The organism is Mycobacterium sp. (assembly GCF_051006775.1).
In the GTDB taxonomy this organism is placed as follows: Bacteria; Actinomycetota; Actinomycetes; order Mycobacteriales; family Mycobacteriaceae; genus Mycobacterium.
Genome location: NZ_JBPCSX010000082.1, coordinates 1 through 13,713, shown reverse-complemented (window position 1 = coordinate 13,713; position 13,713 = coordinate 1). Strand labels below are relative to the sequence as shown.

12 protein-coding genes are annotated in these 13,713 nt (G+C 68.7%); 7 read left to right on the top strand and 5 right to left on the bottom strand.

The features are described 5' to 3' along the window. Positions 1-185: 185 nt before the first annotated feature. Together ACR2JI_RS06150 and ACR2JI_RS06145 are read right to left on the bottom strand one after the other, a co-directional pair. Entirely contained in the window at positions 186-755 is a 570-nt protein-coding gene (locus ACR2JI_RS06150) for a hypothetical protein (protein WP_526389091.1), read from the bottom strand. Between the two features lie 121 nt (positions 756-876). Continuing rightward, positions 877-1,281 (bottom strand): DUF5319 family protein, encoded by a 405-nt coding sequence (locus ACR2JI_RS06145; protein WP_526389089.1) that lies wholly within the window; start codon positions 1,279-1,281, stop codon positions 877-879. Between the two features lie 119 nt (positions 1,282-1,400). On the opposite strand from ACR2JI_RS06145, the gene guaB reads away from it, so the two are divergent. The 5 genes from guaB (at position 1,401) to ACR2JI_RS06120 (ending at position 7,967) form a co-directional block, all read left to right on the top strand. Beyond that, positions 1,401-2,927, top strand: a complete 1,527-nt coding sequence (gene guaB / locus ACR2JI_RS06140; protein WP_526389095.1) for an IMP dehydrogenase — start codon at positions 1,401-1,403, stop codon at positions 2,925-2,927. 26 nt (positions 2,928-2,953) lie between these two features. Continuing rightward, on the top strand, positions 2,954-4,093 hold the full coding sequence (locus ACR2JI_RS06135) for a GuaB3 family IMP dehydrogenase-related protein (protein WP_526389093.1): 1,140 nt from the start codon (positions 2,954-2,956) through the stop codon (positions 4,091-4,093). Between the two features lie 19 nt (positions 4,094-4,112). Next, positions 4,113-5,690, top strand: a complete 1,578-nt coding sequence (gene guaA, locus ACR2JI_RS06130; RefSeq protein WP_526389087.1) for a glutamine-hydrolyzing GMP synthase — start codon at positions 4,113-4,115, stop codon at positions 5,688-5,690. A 97-nt stretch (positions 5,691-5,787) separates the two neighbouring features. Then, complete coding sequence (gene imuA' / locus ACR2JI_RS06125; RefSeq protein WP_526389085.1) at positions 5,788-6,420, top strand: DnaE2-dependent mutagenesis accessory factor ImuA'; 633 nt, start codon at positions 5,788-5,790, stop codon at positions 6,418-6,420. Further along, on the top strand, positions 6,417-7,967 hold the full coding sequence (locus ACR2JI_RS06120) for a DNA polymerase Y family protein (protein ID WP_526389083.1): 1,551 nt from the start codon (positions 6,417-6,419) through the stop codon (positions 7,965-7,967). Before imuA' ends, ACR2JI_RS06120 begins: the two co-directional genes overlap by 4 nt. Here the strand turns inward: ACR2JI_RS06120 and ACR2JI_RS06115 are convergent. Continuing rightward, the gene (locus ACR2JI_RS06115; RefSeq protein ID WP_526389081.1) at positions 7,958-8,383 is read right to left on the bottom strand and encodes an acyl-CoA thioesterase; all 426 of its coding nucleotides are present in this window, start codon (positions 8,381-8,383) and stop codon (positions 7,958-7,960) included. The genes ACR2JI_RS06120 and ACR2JI_RS06115 overlap by 10 nt on opposite strands. Further along, on the bottom strand, positions 8,380-9,105 hold the full coding sequence (locus ACR2JI_RS06110; protein WP_526389079.1) for a histidine phosphatase family protein: 726 nt from the start codon (positions 9,103-9,105) through the stop codon (positions 8,380-8,382). The genes ACR2JI_RS06115 and ACR2JI_RS06110 overlap by 4 nt, the downstream gene beginning before the upstream one ends. Positions 9,106-9,202: 97 nt before the next feature. Here ACR2JI_RS06110 and ACR2JI_RS06105 point away from each other — a divergent pair, with 97 nt between their 5' ends. Then, a complete protein-coding gene (locus ACR2JI_RS06105; protein WP_526389077.1) occupies positions 9,203-10,072 on the top strand; it encodes a MaoC family dehydratase in 870 nt (289 codons plus the stop codon). Between the two features lie 5 nt (positions 10,073-10,077). On the opposite strand, the gene ACR2JI_RS06100 is transcribed toward ACR2JI_RS06105, so the two are convergent. After that, the gene (locus tag ACR2JI_RS06100) at positions 10,078-10,791 is read right to left on the bottom strand and encodes a VIT1/CCC1 transporter family protein (protein WP_526389075.1); all 714 of its coding nucleotides are present in this window, start codon (positions 10,789-10,791) and stop codon (positions 10,078-10,080) included. A gap of 64 nt (positions 10,792-10,855) precedes the next feature. On the opposite strand from ACR2JI_RS06100, the gene ACR2JI_RS06095 reads away from it, so the two are divergent. After that, positions 10,856-13,713: DNA polymerase III subunit alpha (locus ACR2JI_RS06095; RefSeq protein ID WP_526389073.1), on the top strand; the 2,858-nt coding region annotated here is incomplete at its 3' end.

Below are 13,713 nucleotides of genomic sequence, written 5' to 3'. Positions count from 1 at the left end.
CAGGTGCAGGAGTTGATCTCCCGCGGCGACTGGCAGCAGGCCGAGGAGAAGCTGGTCGCGGTCAGCAATCAGGTGTCCAGCATCGGTGACGTCGAGCAGAAGCAGCAGTTGCTTGACCAGTTCAACGATCTGTCGGCGAAGGTCGTCGAGCGTGATCCGGAGGCGACGGCGCCGCCCGGAATCACCTACACGGTGCCGCCGTCGGCGACTGAACTGGTGCCGGCGACGGTGCCGCCCTCCATCGCCTCAAGTTCGGCTTCGGCTTCGTCGTCGGCGTCGTCGGAATCCGCGACCACATCGCCGGCGTCGGTCAGCCCCAGCGCCGCTTCCACGACTCCGACATCGGTGCCGTCCTCGCCGGCCACCACGTCGGCTGCGGCTACGACATCGGCTGCGGCCACCTCGGCTCCGTCATCGACCCCGTCATCGGCGGCTGCCACCTCCGCGACACAGCAGAGCCAGGCGACCACTACTCCGACCAGTGCCACGCCGACCAGTGCCGTGACCACGACGACGCCGGCCACGACGACGCCGGCCACGACAGCGCCGAAGTCCTCGGCCAGCACGACAGCGGCGGCGACGACGTCGACGACCGCGCCGGCTGCGGCGGCCACGACGTCGACAACCGCACCGGCTGTGGCGGCCACGACGTCGACACCCGCGCCTGCTGCGGCGGCCACCTCGACGCCGGCCACGACTGCGGCCCCGACTTCGACTCCCGCGGCAACCTCGACCCCGGCGGCAACCTCGACCACGGCCCCCGCCGCGGGCGGCGGCAAAACCACCGCCGGGGGGGTCGGAACGTCTCAGCCGCCGGTGGCAGCGATCACGACCACCACGGTCGTGATCCCACTACCCGCGCCGGCGGGCTAAACCTCAGCGGAAGTTGTCGTAATCCGTCGCCGCCTCGTTGATCGAGGCGTCGGCGTAGCCACGGCAGTAATCCCATGTGACATAGGCATCGGGTTCGGGATCGAAAGCGGGCTCGTGCGGACGCACCGTGCCATCGACCAGAAGCTGAAGCAGGTTGGCGCGCAGCATGTCCCAGTCGTGATAGTGGTCCTGTTGGCAGTCCTCGCAGCACACCACCAGACCGCGAACACCGCGGTGCGCCAAGAGGGCCTCATAGACCGAGAGATCGGCCAGGTCGGCCTCCACCGCGGCGCGCTCCTGTGGGTCCAGCGGCTGACCGGGCTCCAGCGCCTCCAGTGCCGACGACGGATCGCAGGGGTCGTCGGCAAACGGATCAGGCGGCAGGCCCGGCGGCAGGTGGTCGCGCACGACTCCACAGTACCCGGCAGCGATAGGATGAGGCCTTCGTTGATGTCCGCAGACTGGAGGCCGTGCCGATGTCCATTGCCGAGGGCAGCACCGACCAGGTCGACGGCCGCAACGGCCTGATGACCCCGCCGGTCCGCCTCCCCGTCCACACCGGGGGCGACGACCCGCACAAAGTCGCCATGCTCGGCCTGACCTTCGACGACGTTCTGCTGCTGCCCGCCGCCTCCGATGTGGTGCCCTCCAACGCCGACACCTCCAGCCAGTTGACCCGCAAGATCCGGCTCCGGGTACCGATGGTGAGTTCGGCCATGGACACCGTGACCGAGGCCCGGATGGCGATCGCGATGGCCCGGGCCGGCGGCATGGGTGTTCTGCACCGCAACCTGTCCGCCGCCGAACAGGCCGGCCAGGTTGAGATGGTCAAACGCTCCGAAGCCGGCATGGTCACCGATCCGGTGACCTGTTCGCCGGAGAACACCCTGGCCGAGGTCGACGCCATGTGCGCCCGGTTCCACATCTCCGGGTTGCCGGTCGTGGATGCAGGCGGCGCCCTGGTGGGCATCATCACCAACCGCGACATGCGCTTCGAAGTCGATATGAGCAAGCCGGTTTCGGAGGTGATGACCAAGGCGCCGCTGATCACCGCCCACGAGGGTGTGACCGCCGACGCTGCGCTGGGATTGTTGCGCCGCAACAAGATTGAGAAACTACCCATCGTCGACGGGCACGGCCGGTTGACCGGACTGATCACCGTCAAGGATTTCGTCAAGACCGAGCAGCATCCCAACGCCACCAAGGACAGTGACGGCCGGTTACTCGTCGGCGCGGCCGTCGGCGTCGGCGCGGATTCCTGGCAGCGGGCCATGATGCTGGTCGATGCCGGAGTCGACGTGCTGGTGGTCGACACCGCGCACGCCCACAACCGTCTGGTGCTGGACATGGTCGCCAAGGTCAAAGCCGAGGTCGGGCACAAGGTCGAGGTCATCGGCGGCAACGTCGCCACCCGCAGTGCCGCCGCCGCACTGGTGGAGGCCGGAGCGGACGCGGTGAAGGTGGGAGTCGGCCCCGGTTCCATCTGCACCACCCGCGTCGTTGCCGGCGTCGGCGCCCCGCAGATCACCGCGATCATGGAGGCTCATGCGGCCTGCGCACCCTACGGCGTTCCGGTGATCGCCGACGGTGGCCTGCAGTACTCCGGCGACATCGCCAAGGCGCTGGCCGCCGGGGCGTCCGCCACGATGCTCGGTTCGCTGCTGGCCGGTACCGCCGAGTCGCCGGGTGACCTGATCTTCGTCAACGGCAAGCAGTTCAAGAGCTACCGCGGCATGGGCTCGCTGGGGGCCATGCAGGGCAGGGGAGAGGCGAAATCGTTCTCCAAGGACCGCTACTTCCAGGATGACGTCCTGTCCGAGGACAAGCTCGTCCCGGAGGGCATCGAGGGGCGGGTCCCATTCCGCGGCCCGCTGTCCAGCGTTATCCACCAGTTGACCGGCGGCCTGCGCGCCGCCATGGGATACACCGGCGCGGCCACCATCGCCGATCTGCAGCGGGCGCAGTTCGTTCAGATCACGGCCGCGGGTCTCAAAGAGAGCCACCCGCACGACATCACCATGACGGTCGAAGCGCCCAACTACTACGCCCGCTGAATCTGGGAGTCACCTTCATGCGCGACATCGTTGAGATCGGTGTGGGCCGAACCGCCCGCCGCACTTACCAACTCGATGCCATCAACATCGTGCCGGCCCGGCGGACCCGATCGTCCAAGGACGTCTCCACTGCCTGGCAGCTCGATGCCTACCGCTTCGAGATCCCGGTCGTCGCGCACCCCACGGACGCGCTGGTCTCTCCGGAGTTCGCCATCGAACTCGGCCGCCGGGGCGGCCTTGGCGTGCTCAATGGCGAAGGTCTGATCGGCCGTCACGCCAACGTCGGGGAAAAGATCGCCCAGGTGCTCCGGGCTGCGGAGGATGACGACGACCCGTCGGCCCCGGTCCGGCTGCTTCAGCAGTTGCACGCCGCCCCCATCAACTTCGACCTGTTGGGCGAAGCTGTGGCTCGGGTACGGGAGGCCGGCGTCACCACGGCGGTACGGGTCAGCCCGCAGAACGCCCAGGCCCTGACGCCCACGCTGGTGGCGGCCGGCATCGACCTGCTGTTCATTCAGGGCAGCATCATCTCCGCCGAGCGGGTGGTGCAGACCCGCGACGGGTCTGGCGATCCGCTCAACCTCAAGACCTTCATCTCCGAGCTCGACGTCCCGGTGGTCGCCGGTGGGGTGCTGGATCAGCGCACCGCCCTGCACCTGATGCGAACCGGCGCCGCCGGGGTGATCGTGGGCTTCGGCTCCACGGTGGGCGCCACCACCAGCGACGAGGTGCTGGGTATCAGCGTCCCGATGGCCACCGCGATCGCAGATGCCGCAGCCGCGCGCCGCGAATACCTCGACGAGACCGGCGGGCGTTACGTGCACGTGCTCGCCGACGGCGATATCTACACCTCCGGCGACCTCGCCAAGGCGATCGCCTGCGGAGCCGACGCGGTGGTGCTGGGCACCCCGCTGGCCACCGCCGCCGAAGCGCTCGGCGGGGGCTGGTTCTGGCCGTCCGCCGCCGCTCATCCGTCGCTGCCCCGCGGTTCGCTGCTGCAGGTGGCCGAGGGTGATCGCCCGTCGCTGGACCGGGTGCTCAACGGCCCGTCCGACGACCCGTTCGGCAGTCTCAACCTGGTCGGTGGTCTGCGCCGTGCGATGGCCAAGGCCGGTTACTGCGACCTCAAGGAGTTCCAGAAGGTCGGCCTGACCGTCAGCAGTTGACCGCCCTTAGACTGTGCCGGTGGAATCGGTGCACTCAGGATCGTCTCGCCCCGTCCTGGTGGTCGATTTCGGCGCCCAGTACGCCCAGTTGATCGCCCGGCGCGTCCGGGAGGCGCGGGTGTTCTCCGAGGTTATCCCGCACACCGCCACACTCGAGGAGATCAAGGCCAAAGACCCGCAGGCGATCGTGCTGTCCGGCGGGCCCGCAAGCGTGTACGCCGACGGTGCCCCTCAGCTCGATCCGGGAGTGTTCGACCTGGGGCTGCCGGTGTTCGGCATCTGCTACGGATTTCAGGCCATGGCGCAGGCCCTGGGCGGAACCGTGGCCCGCACCGGCACCAGCGAATACGGCCGAACCGATCTGAATGTGGTTGGCGGTGAACTGCATTCGGGCCTGCCCGCAACCCAGCCGGTGTGGATGAGCCATGGTGACGCGGTCACCGCCGCGCCGGCCGGCTTCGATGTGGTTGCCACCAGTGCTGGCGCCCCGGTGGCTGCATTCGAAGACCGTTCCCGCCGGCTTGCCGGGGTGCAGTACCACCCCGAGGTCATTCACAGCCCGCACGGCCAGCAGGTGCTCGGCCGGTTCCTGCACGACTTCGCCGGCATCAGTGCCTCCTGGACGCCGGCCAATATCGCCGATTCGCTGATCGAGGCGGTGCGCGAACAGATCGGCGACGGGTACGCCATCTGCGGATTGAGCGGGGGAGTCGATTCCGCGGTGGCCGCCGCACTGGTGCAACGGGCTATCGGCGACCGGTTGACATGTGTGTTCGTCGACCACGGTCTGCTGCGCGCCGGTGAACGCGAGCAGGTGCAGCGGGATTTCGTTGCGGCGACCGGTGCCCGTCTGGTGACGGTGGACGCCGAGGAGCGTTTTCTCGAAGCGCTCTCCGGAGTCAGCAATCCGGAGGGTAAGCGCAAGATCATCGGCCGCGAGTTCATCCGATGTTTCGAAGGCGCTGTGCGAGATCTGTTGGCCGACAGTGATTCCCACGGACACGAGGTCGATTTCCTGGTGCAGGGAACGTTGTATCCCGACGTCGTGGAGTCCGGCGGCGGAACCGGAACCGCCAATATCAAGAGCCACCACAACGTGGGCGGCCTGCCTCCCGACCTGAAGTTCGCCCTCGTCGAGCCGCTGCGACTGCTGTTCAAGGACGAGGTGCGCGCGGTCGGCCGGGAGCTTGGTCTGCCCGAGGAAATCGTTGGCCGCCAACCCTTCCCGGGGCCGGGACTGGGCATCCGGATCGTCGGTGAGGTGACCGCCGATCGGCTTGACACCCTGCGCCGTGCCGATTTGATCGCCCGCGAGGAGCTGACCTCAGCGGGACTGGACAACCAGATCTGGCAGTGCCCGGTGGTGCTGCTGGCCGACGTCCGATCCGTCGGTGTGCAGGGCGACGGCCGCACCTACGGCCATCCGATCGTGTTGCGTCCGGTGTCCAGCGAGGACGCCATGACCGCCGACTGGACCCGGGTGCCCTATGAGGTGCTGGAGCGGATCTCTACGCGGATCACCAATGAGGTGCCCGAGGTCAATCGGGTGGTGCTGGATGTGACCAGCAAGCCCCCCGGCACCATCGAGTGGGAGTAGCTTCCACCCCTTGACGCTGTCAGGGGGCAGGTGTTTACTGACTGTATCGAACATACATTCGAAAACAGCGTGCGTCGATCATGGTGGGAGGTGGGCGATGACTGCGCCGGCCACCAGCGGGTTCGACCGGGCTGAGCAGCTACAACAGCTTCGGCGTCAGATCGCGGCGGTATCCGGCAAGGTGGGCGCCAGCCGGCGGTCCGGCACCCCGGCGCACGATGTCGCACCGACGTACGAATCTTTGCTGCCGGTGCCCGAATCCCTGGCCGGACTGCTCCCCGCCGGGTTGCCGAGGGGCACGGTCGCGGTGCTTTCCGGGGCCCGGTCGGTGTCCGTCGGGATGGCTGCCGCGGTGACTGCCTGCGGCGGCCACGTCGCGGTGGTCGGTGTCCCCGATTTCGGGCTGCTCGCCGCCGCGGAGATGGGGGCCGACCTGAGCCGGCTTGCGGTGATCCCCGACCCGGGCGCCGATCCGGTTGAGGTGGCCGCGGTGCTCATGGACGGTATGGATCTGGTGGTGCTCGGCCTGGGTGGGCGTTCGGTGCCGATGACCCGGGCGCGTGCGGTGGTGGCCCGGGCCCGGCAGCGCGGCTGCACCCTGGTGGTCACCCAGGGCGACTGGCAGGGCGCCTCGATACGGATGGACGCGCGGGTACGCGGTTATCAGCTGACCTCCGACCCGGGCTTCGGCCGGATCGGCGCGGTGCAGGTGTCGGTCCGGCTGAGATGACCGCCCGGGCGCTGGTGATCTGGTGCATGGACTGGCCGGTTGTGGCCGCGGCGGCATCGGCCGGGATTCCGGTGACCGCGCAGATTGCGGTCACCTGTGCCAACCGAGTGGTGGCCTGTTCGGCCGCGGCCCGGGTGGCCGGAGTGCGGCGGGGCTTGCGGCGGCGCGAGGCACAGGCCCGCAGCCCGCAGATGCACGTCGCAGTCGCCGATCCGGCGCGGGACGCCCGATTCTTCGAGGGTGTGATGGCTGCGGTGGACGATGTGGTGCCGCGGGCCGAAGTGTTGCGTCCCGGTCTGCTGGCGCTGCCGATCCGGGGCGCGGCCCGTTACTTCGGGTCCGAACAGTCCGCCGCGCAGCGGTTGGTCGACGCCGTCGCGGCGGCCGGTGCTGAGTGTCAGGTGGGCATCGCCGACCAGCTCGCCACCGCGGTATTCGCTGCCCGGGCCGGGCGGGTGGTGGAGCCCGGTGCCGACGCCGCGTTCCTGGCCGGACTGTCGATCAGAGGGCTCGCGACCGAGCCGAGCCTGTCCGGTCCGGGGCGAGCGGAGCTCGCGGATCTGTTGTGGCGCTTGGGTATCCGGACCTTCGCCCAGTTCGCCGAGTTGCCCCGCGGGGATGTGGCCTCCCGATTCGGTTCGGATGCGGTAGCGGCGCACCGGATGGCCCGTGGCGAGCCGGGGCGTGCACCGAGTGGTCGGGAGCTACCGGCGGAACTCGATGCGGTACTGCGTTGCGACCCGCCGATCGACCGGGTCGATGCCGCGGCATTCGCCGGGCGGACCCTGGCCGCCGCCCTGCATCGCAGTCTGGAGGCGGCCGGGGTGGGATGCACCCGGTTGGCCATCCACGCGGTTACCGCCGGAGGTGGTGAGTTCAGCCGGGTCTGGCGCTGCGCCGAGCCACTGACCGAGGATGCCACTGCCGACCGGGTGCGCTGGCAACTCGACGGCTGGCTCACCCGGCGGACGGCGGCGCAGCGTCCCACCGGTCCGGTGACCATGCTCCGGCTGCAGCCGGTGGAGGTCGTATCGGCCGAGGCGCTGCAGCTGCCGCTGTGGGGTGGCCTCGGCGCCGAAGACCGGATGCGGGCCCGGCGTGCTCTGGTGCGGGTGCAGGGTCTGCTCGGTCAGGAGGCTGTGCAGGTGCCGGTGCTGTGCGGCGGCCGCGGACCCGCCGAGCGGATCACCCTGACCCCGCTCGGTGACGAGCCGATGCCGCGAGCCGAACCCGGCCGGCCCTGGCCCGGCCAGCTGCCGGGGCCATCGCCGACGGTCCTCTGTGATGAACCGGTGGAACTCGTTGATGCCCAAGGGAATCCGGTGCGGGTGACTTCGCGCGGAATGTTCACCGCAGATCCCATCCGGCTCGACGGTGCGGAGCTGACGTGGTGGGCCGGCCCGTGGGCGGTGGACGAACGTTGGTGGGAGGACGCCGCGACCGGTCGCACGGCCCGGGCTCAGGTGCTGATCGGCGGTGAGCCGCCGCGGGCGCTGCTGCTGTGTTACCGCCGGCGGCGGTGGTACACCGAGGGCGCCTATGAATGAGCATCCGGATCGGCGGCGGCGAGCTGCTCGCGGAACCAGTCCGGCCACGGCTTCTTGTCAAAGGTCGTCGCGTCCACGCAGACATGGACCATCGTCGCCTCGGCGATCACCTCTTCACCCCTGGCGATCACGAACTGACTGCGCAGCGAAGTGTTCCCGGGAGTATCGATGTAGACGCGCACCATGAGTTCGTCGTCGAACCGGGCCGGAGCGCGGAACTGCAATTCAGCCGCGGCGACCACGAGGTCGATACCCCCGTCGATCAGACCCTGATAACCGCCGAGATTCTCACGCAGCGCCTCGTAGTGCGCCATGTCGATCCAGGTCAGATAGTGACCGTTGAACGCTCGGCCCTGCATATCGCATTCGACGTAGCGCACCCGCAGCGGCATCGCCGAGCGTGCGACCGGACTCACTCTTGGTCAGGGGAGAAGTTCGTGATGCCGTCCCAGTTGACCAGGGTCCAGCCGTCATCGGGGTTACCGGTCAGCACGACCTGCGAGGCATTGGGCAGCGGATGGTCCGTCAGCAGGCTGTTCTTGCCGTTGCGCACGTTGAGCAGCGTCCACATCATGATCGCGAACCCACTGGAGAACGCGATCGGCTTGGTCTGACCGCTGTCGTAGATCTTCTGCACCGCCGTCGTGAACGCCCCGTTGAACTGGTTGCCGTTCACCGAGCCGGGGATCCCGAACCGACGGTCGCCCTTGAGCCACGACTGCGGACCGATCAGCAGGGTGCTGGAGGTCTCCGAGATCGGCACGTCCTCGAACCAGCCCGCCGGGATCTCGTTGAGGCCCGGCAGCACCGTCACCTGTTCGTTCAGCGCCTTGGACAGTGGTGCCGCGGTCTGCTGGGAGCGGGTCATCTGTGAGGAGTAGATGCCGTCGAATTTTCCGTCGGCCAGTCGATTCGCCAGTGCCGAGGCCTGCTCCTGCCCGGCGGCTGTCAGCGGTGGGCCGGGGACCGTGGTGGAGGCGATGTTGGCCGCATTGGCTTCGGACTCCGCATGCCGGACGAACGTCAGGGTGATGTTGCGCTGTCCCGAACTGGTGCCCGAACCGCAGGCGGCGAGCAGGACGACGGCAAGCGATGCTGAGACGGCACCGCGGAGATATCTGGCCCAGGAAGCGTTCATAGGAGATAAGGGTGCACTCTCGGTGGCCTCGGCGGGGCGGATTCAGCCACGAGTGCGACGATGGAGATCCCCGACCACCTTCGTGAGGAGCCCGGCAATGGCAATCGACCCCTCGGCCGTCGGCGCGGTGACCGAACCCCGGATCTTTGAGTGGACCGACCGTGACACCCTGCTCTACGCCCTGGGCGTGGGTGCGGGCACCGGCGATCTGGCGTTCACCACAGAGAACAGCCATGAGGTCCCCCAGCAGGTGCTGCCCACCTTCGCGGTGATCTGCTGCACGGGTTTCGCGGCCGCGCCCCTGGTCGGATCGTTCAACTGGGGCACGCTGTTGCACGGCTCGCAGGAGATCCGGCTCATGGCCCCGCTGCCGGCCGCAGGCGCACTCTCGGTGGTCGCCGAAGTCGCTGATATCCAGGACAAGGGCGAGGGTAAGAACGCCATCATCATCCTGCGCGCCCGCGGCAGTGACCCGGCCACCGGTGCGCAGATCGCCGAGACGCTGACCACCCTGGTGATCCGCGGTGACGGCGGATTCGGCGGCCAGCCCGGCCGGCGCGCGGCGGCGCCGGAGTTCCCCGATCGCGAGCCCGATGCCCGCATCGCCCTGCCGACCCGGGAGGACCAGGCCCTGCTCTACCGGCTCTCCGGCGACCGCAACCCATTGCACAGCGATCCGTGGTTCGCCCGGGAGATGGCCGGTTTCGAGAAGCCGATCCTGCACGGGTTGTGCACCTACGGTTTCGCCGGCCGGGCACTGCTGGCCGAGCTGGCCGGCGGCGAGTCCGCGAACCTGACCGCCATGAGCGCGCGGTTCTCCTCGCCGGTATTCCCCGGGGAGACGCTGACCACATCTATCTGGCGAACCGCCCCGGGTCAGGCGGTCTACCGCACCGAGGCCAGCGGGCCCGACGGCGCCACCACCCGCGTCGTCCTCGACGACGGCGTCGCGACCTACACCGACTGAGCCGGCTAGGCCACCACTCCGCCGACCAGGTGGCCGATGGCGAATGTGACCGCCATCGCCAGCGCACCGCCGACCACCACCCGCAGAATCGCCCGTCGTGCCTCAGCCCCGCCGAGGCGTGCGCTGACCCATCCGGTGATCGCCAGGGCGATCAGCACCGCCACGAACGTGACCGGAATCCGGATCGCCGGTGACAGCAACAGAATCGTCAACAGCGGCAGCACCGCCCCGACGGTGAAGGCGATCGCCGAGGAGAACGCGGCCTGCCACGGATTGGTGAGATCGTCCGGGTCGATACCGAGTTCGACGTCGATATGGGCGGCGAATGCGTCGTTCTCGGTGAGTTCGGTGGCCACCGTCCTGGCGGTCTCCGCCGACAGGCCCTTGGCCTTGTAAATCCCGACGAGTTCATTGAACTCGGACTCGGGCTCCTCGACGAGTTCCCGGCGCTCCTTGTCGAGCAACGCCTTCTCGGTGTCTCGCTGGGTGCTGACCGAGACGTACTCGCCGACCGCCATCGACAGCGCCCCGGCGGCCAGGCCGGCGATGCCGGCGGTGAAGATCGGCCCGCGATCTGCGCTGGCGGCCGCCACGCCGACGACGATGCCTGCCGTCGAGACGATGCCGTCGTTGGCGCCGAGCACTCCGGCGCGCAGCCAGTTCAGCTTGCCGCTGATCCCGGCGACGTGCGGTTCGGCCGGGTGGGTATCTGAGGTCATCGCCACAGCCTAGGGCCGGTGACGCCATCTACTAAATCGAATATATGTTCGATACCATGCCCGAGTGGGATGGCACGACGGACCGCCGAGCTGGGCCGAGATGGAGCGGGTGCTCAACAGCAGGCCGCCGGCCGCTCCGCCGTCCGGTCCCGCCGCCGTCGTGCCGTCGCGGTCCGGTCGCCCGCGCCCGGCGGTGCCGTACGCAGAGTTGCACGCCCATTCGGCCTACAGCTTTCTCGACGGCGCCGCCAGTCCCGAGGAACTGGTCGCCGAGGCCGCCCGGCTGGACCTGCGCGCCATCGCGCTGACCGATCACGACGGGCTCTACGGAGTGGTCCGCTTCGCCGAGGCGGCCGCCGAATTCGGCATGCCGACCGTCTTCGGCGCCGAGTTGTCACTGTCCAACACCCCCCGGACTCAGGACCCGGACCCGCCCGGACCGCATCTGCTCGTCCTGGCCCGCGGCCCCGAGGGCTATCGACGGCTGTCCCGTCAACTGGGTGCCGCGCACCTCGCCGGGGGCGAGAAGGGCAAACCGCGTTATGACTTCGACGCGCTGACGGAGGCAGCCGACGGTCACTGGCACATTTTGACCGGATGTCGCAAAGGCCATGTGCGCCAAGCATTCTCCACCGGTGGACCGGAAGCTGCCGCCGACGCACTGGCCGACCTGGTGGACCGGTTCGGGCGGAGCAGGGTCAGTATCGAGCTGACCCACCACGGTCATCCGCTCGATGACGAGCGCAATAGCGCACTGGCCGATCTCGCATCCCGGTTCGGTGTCGGTGTCATCGCCAGCACCGCCGCCCACTTCGCCGGACCCGATCGCGGCCGGCTGGCGGCCGCGATGGCGGCCATCCGTGCCCGGCAGTCACTGGAGGAGGCGGCCGGCTGGCTGGCCCCGCTGGGCGGATCGCACCTGCGTTCCGGTGCGGAGATGGCCCGGCTGTTCGGCCAACGTCCGGAAGTCGTCACCGCCGCAGCCGATCTCGGGGAGCAGTGCGCCTTCGAGTTGGCGCTGATCGCTCCCCGGCTGCCGCCCTTCGATGTGCCCGCAGGCCACACCGAGGACAGCTGGTTGCGCGAGCTGGTGATGCTCGGCGCAGCGAAACGCTACGGGCCCCGCGCCGGTGCCGCGGCGGCATACGCGCAGATCGAACGGGAGCTCGAGGTCATCTCGCAGCTGAATTTCCCGGGCTACTTCCTGGTGGTGCATGACATCACCCAGTTCTGCCGGCGCAACGACATCCTCTGCCAGGGAAGGGGATCGGCGGCCAATTCCGCTGTCTGCTACGCCATCGGGGTCACCGCTGTGGACCCGGTGGCCAACGGGCTGTTGTTCGAACGGTTCCTCTCCCCGGAGCGCGACGGGCCACCTGATATCGACATCGACATCGAATCGGACCTGCGCGAGAAGGTCATCCAGTACGTCTATGACCGGTACGGCCGCGACTACGCCGCACAGGTCGCCAACGTGATCACCTACCGGTCGCGCAGCGCGGTGCGGGATATGGCCCGGGCGCTGGGCTTCTCGCAGGGGCAGCAGGACGCCTGGAGCAAGCACCCCGAGGATGCCCCTGAGCAGGTGATCGACCTTGCCGCGCAGATCAAAGACCTGCCCCGGCATATGGGCATCCACTCCGGCGGCATGGTGATCTGCGATCGCCCGATCGCCGACGTCTGCCCGGTGGAATGGGCGCGGATGGCCAACCGCAGTGTGCTGCAGTGGGACAAAGATGACTGTGCAGCAATCGGTTTGGTGAAGTTTGATCTACTCGGGCTGGGGATGCTCTCGGCCCTGCACTATGCGATCGACCTGGTTGCCGAGCACAAGGGGATCGAGGTCGATCTGGCCCGCCTGGACCTGTCCGACGCCGGTGTCTACGAGATGCTCCAGCGCGCCGACTCGGTCGGGGTGTTCCAGGTGGAGTCGCGCGCGCAGATGGCCACCCTTCCGCGGTTGAAGCCCCGGGTGTTCTACGACCTGGTGGTCGAGGTCGCACTGATCCGACCCGGGCCCATCCAAGGTGGTTCGGTGCACCCCTATATCAAGCGGCGCAATGGTCTGGAGCCGGTCGTCTACGACCATCCGTCGATGGAACGGGCGTTGCGAAAGACGCTGGGAGTTCCGCTTTTTCAGGAACAGCTCATGCAACTCGCGGTGGACTGCGCCGGGTTCTCGCCGGCCGAGGCCGACCAACTGCGTCGCGCCATGGGATCCAAGCGTTCCACCGAGAAGATGCGCCGGCTGCGGCAGAGGTTCTACGCCGGAATGGCCGAACTGCACGGCATCACCGGTGACGTCGCCGACCGGATCTACGAGAAGCTGGAGGCCTTCGCCAATTTCGGCTTCCCGGAAAGCCATTCGCTGTCCTTCGCCTCACTGGTGTTCTACTCGTCCTGGTTCAAGCGGTATCACCCGGCGGCGTTCTGCGCGGCGCTGCTGCGGGCGCAGCCGATGGGTTTCTACTCTCCGCAGTCACTGGTCGCCGACGCCCGTCGGCACGGCGTTGCGGTGCACGGGCCGTGCGTCAATGCCAGCCTCGCGTACGCCACATGCGAGAACGCAGGGTTCGACGTGCGGCTGGGACTGGGCGCTGTGCGTCATATCGGCTCCGATCTCGCCCAGCGCATCGTCGAGCAGCGACAGGAGGCCGGCCGGTACGCGTCGCTACTGGATCTGACCGGCAGGGTGCAGCTGTCGGTTCCGCAGACCGAGGCGCTGGCGACGGCCGGGGCGCTGGGCTGCTTCGGGGTCACCCGTCGGGAGGCGCTGTGGGCGGCCGGGGCCGCCGCGGCCGAGCGTCCCGACCGGTTACCGGGAGTGGGTTCGTCCTCGACGGTTCCGGCGCTGCCCGGTATGAGCGAGGTCGAGTTGGCCGCCGCCGACGTGTGGGCCACCGGCGTCTCCCCGGACAGTTA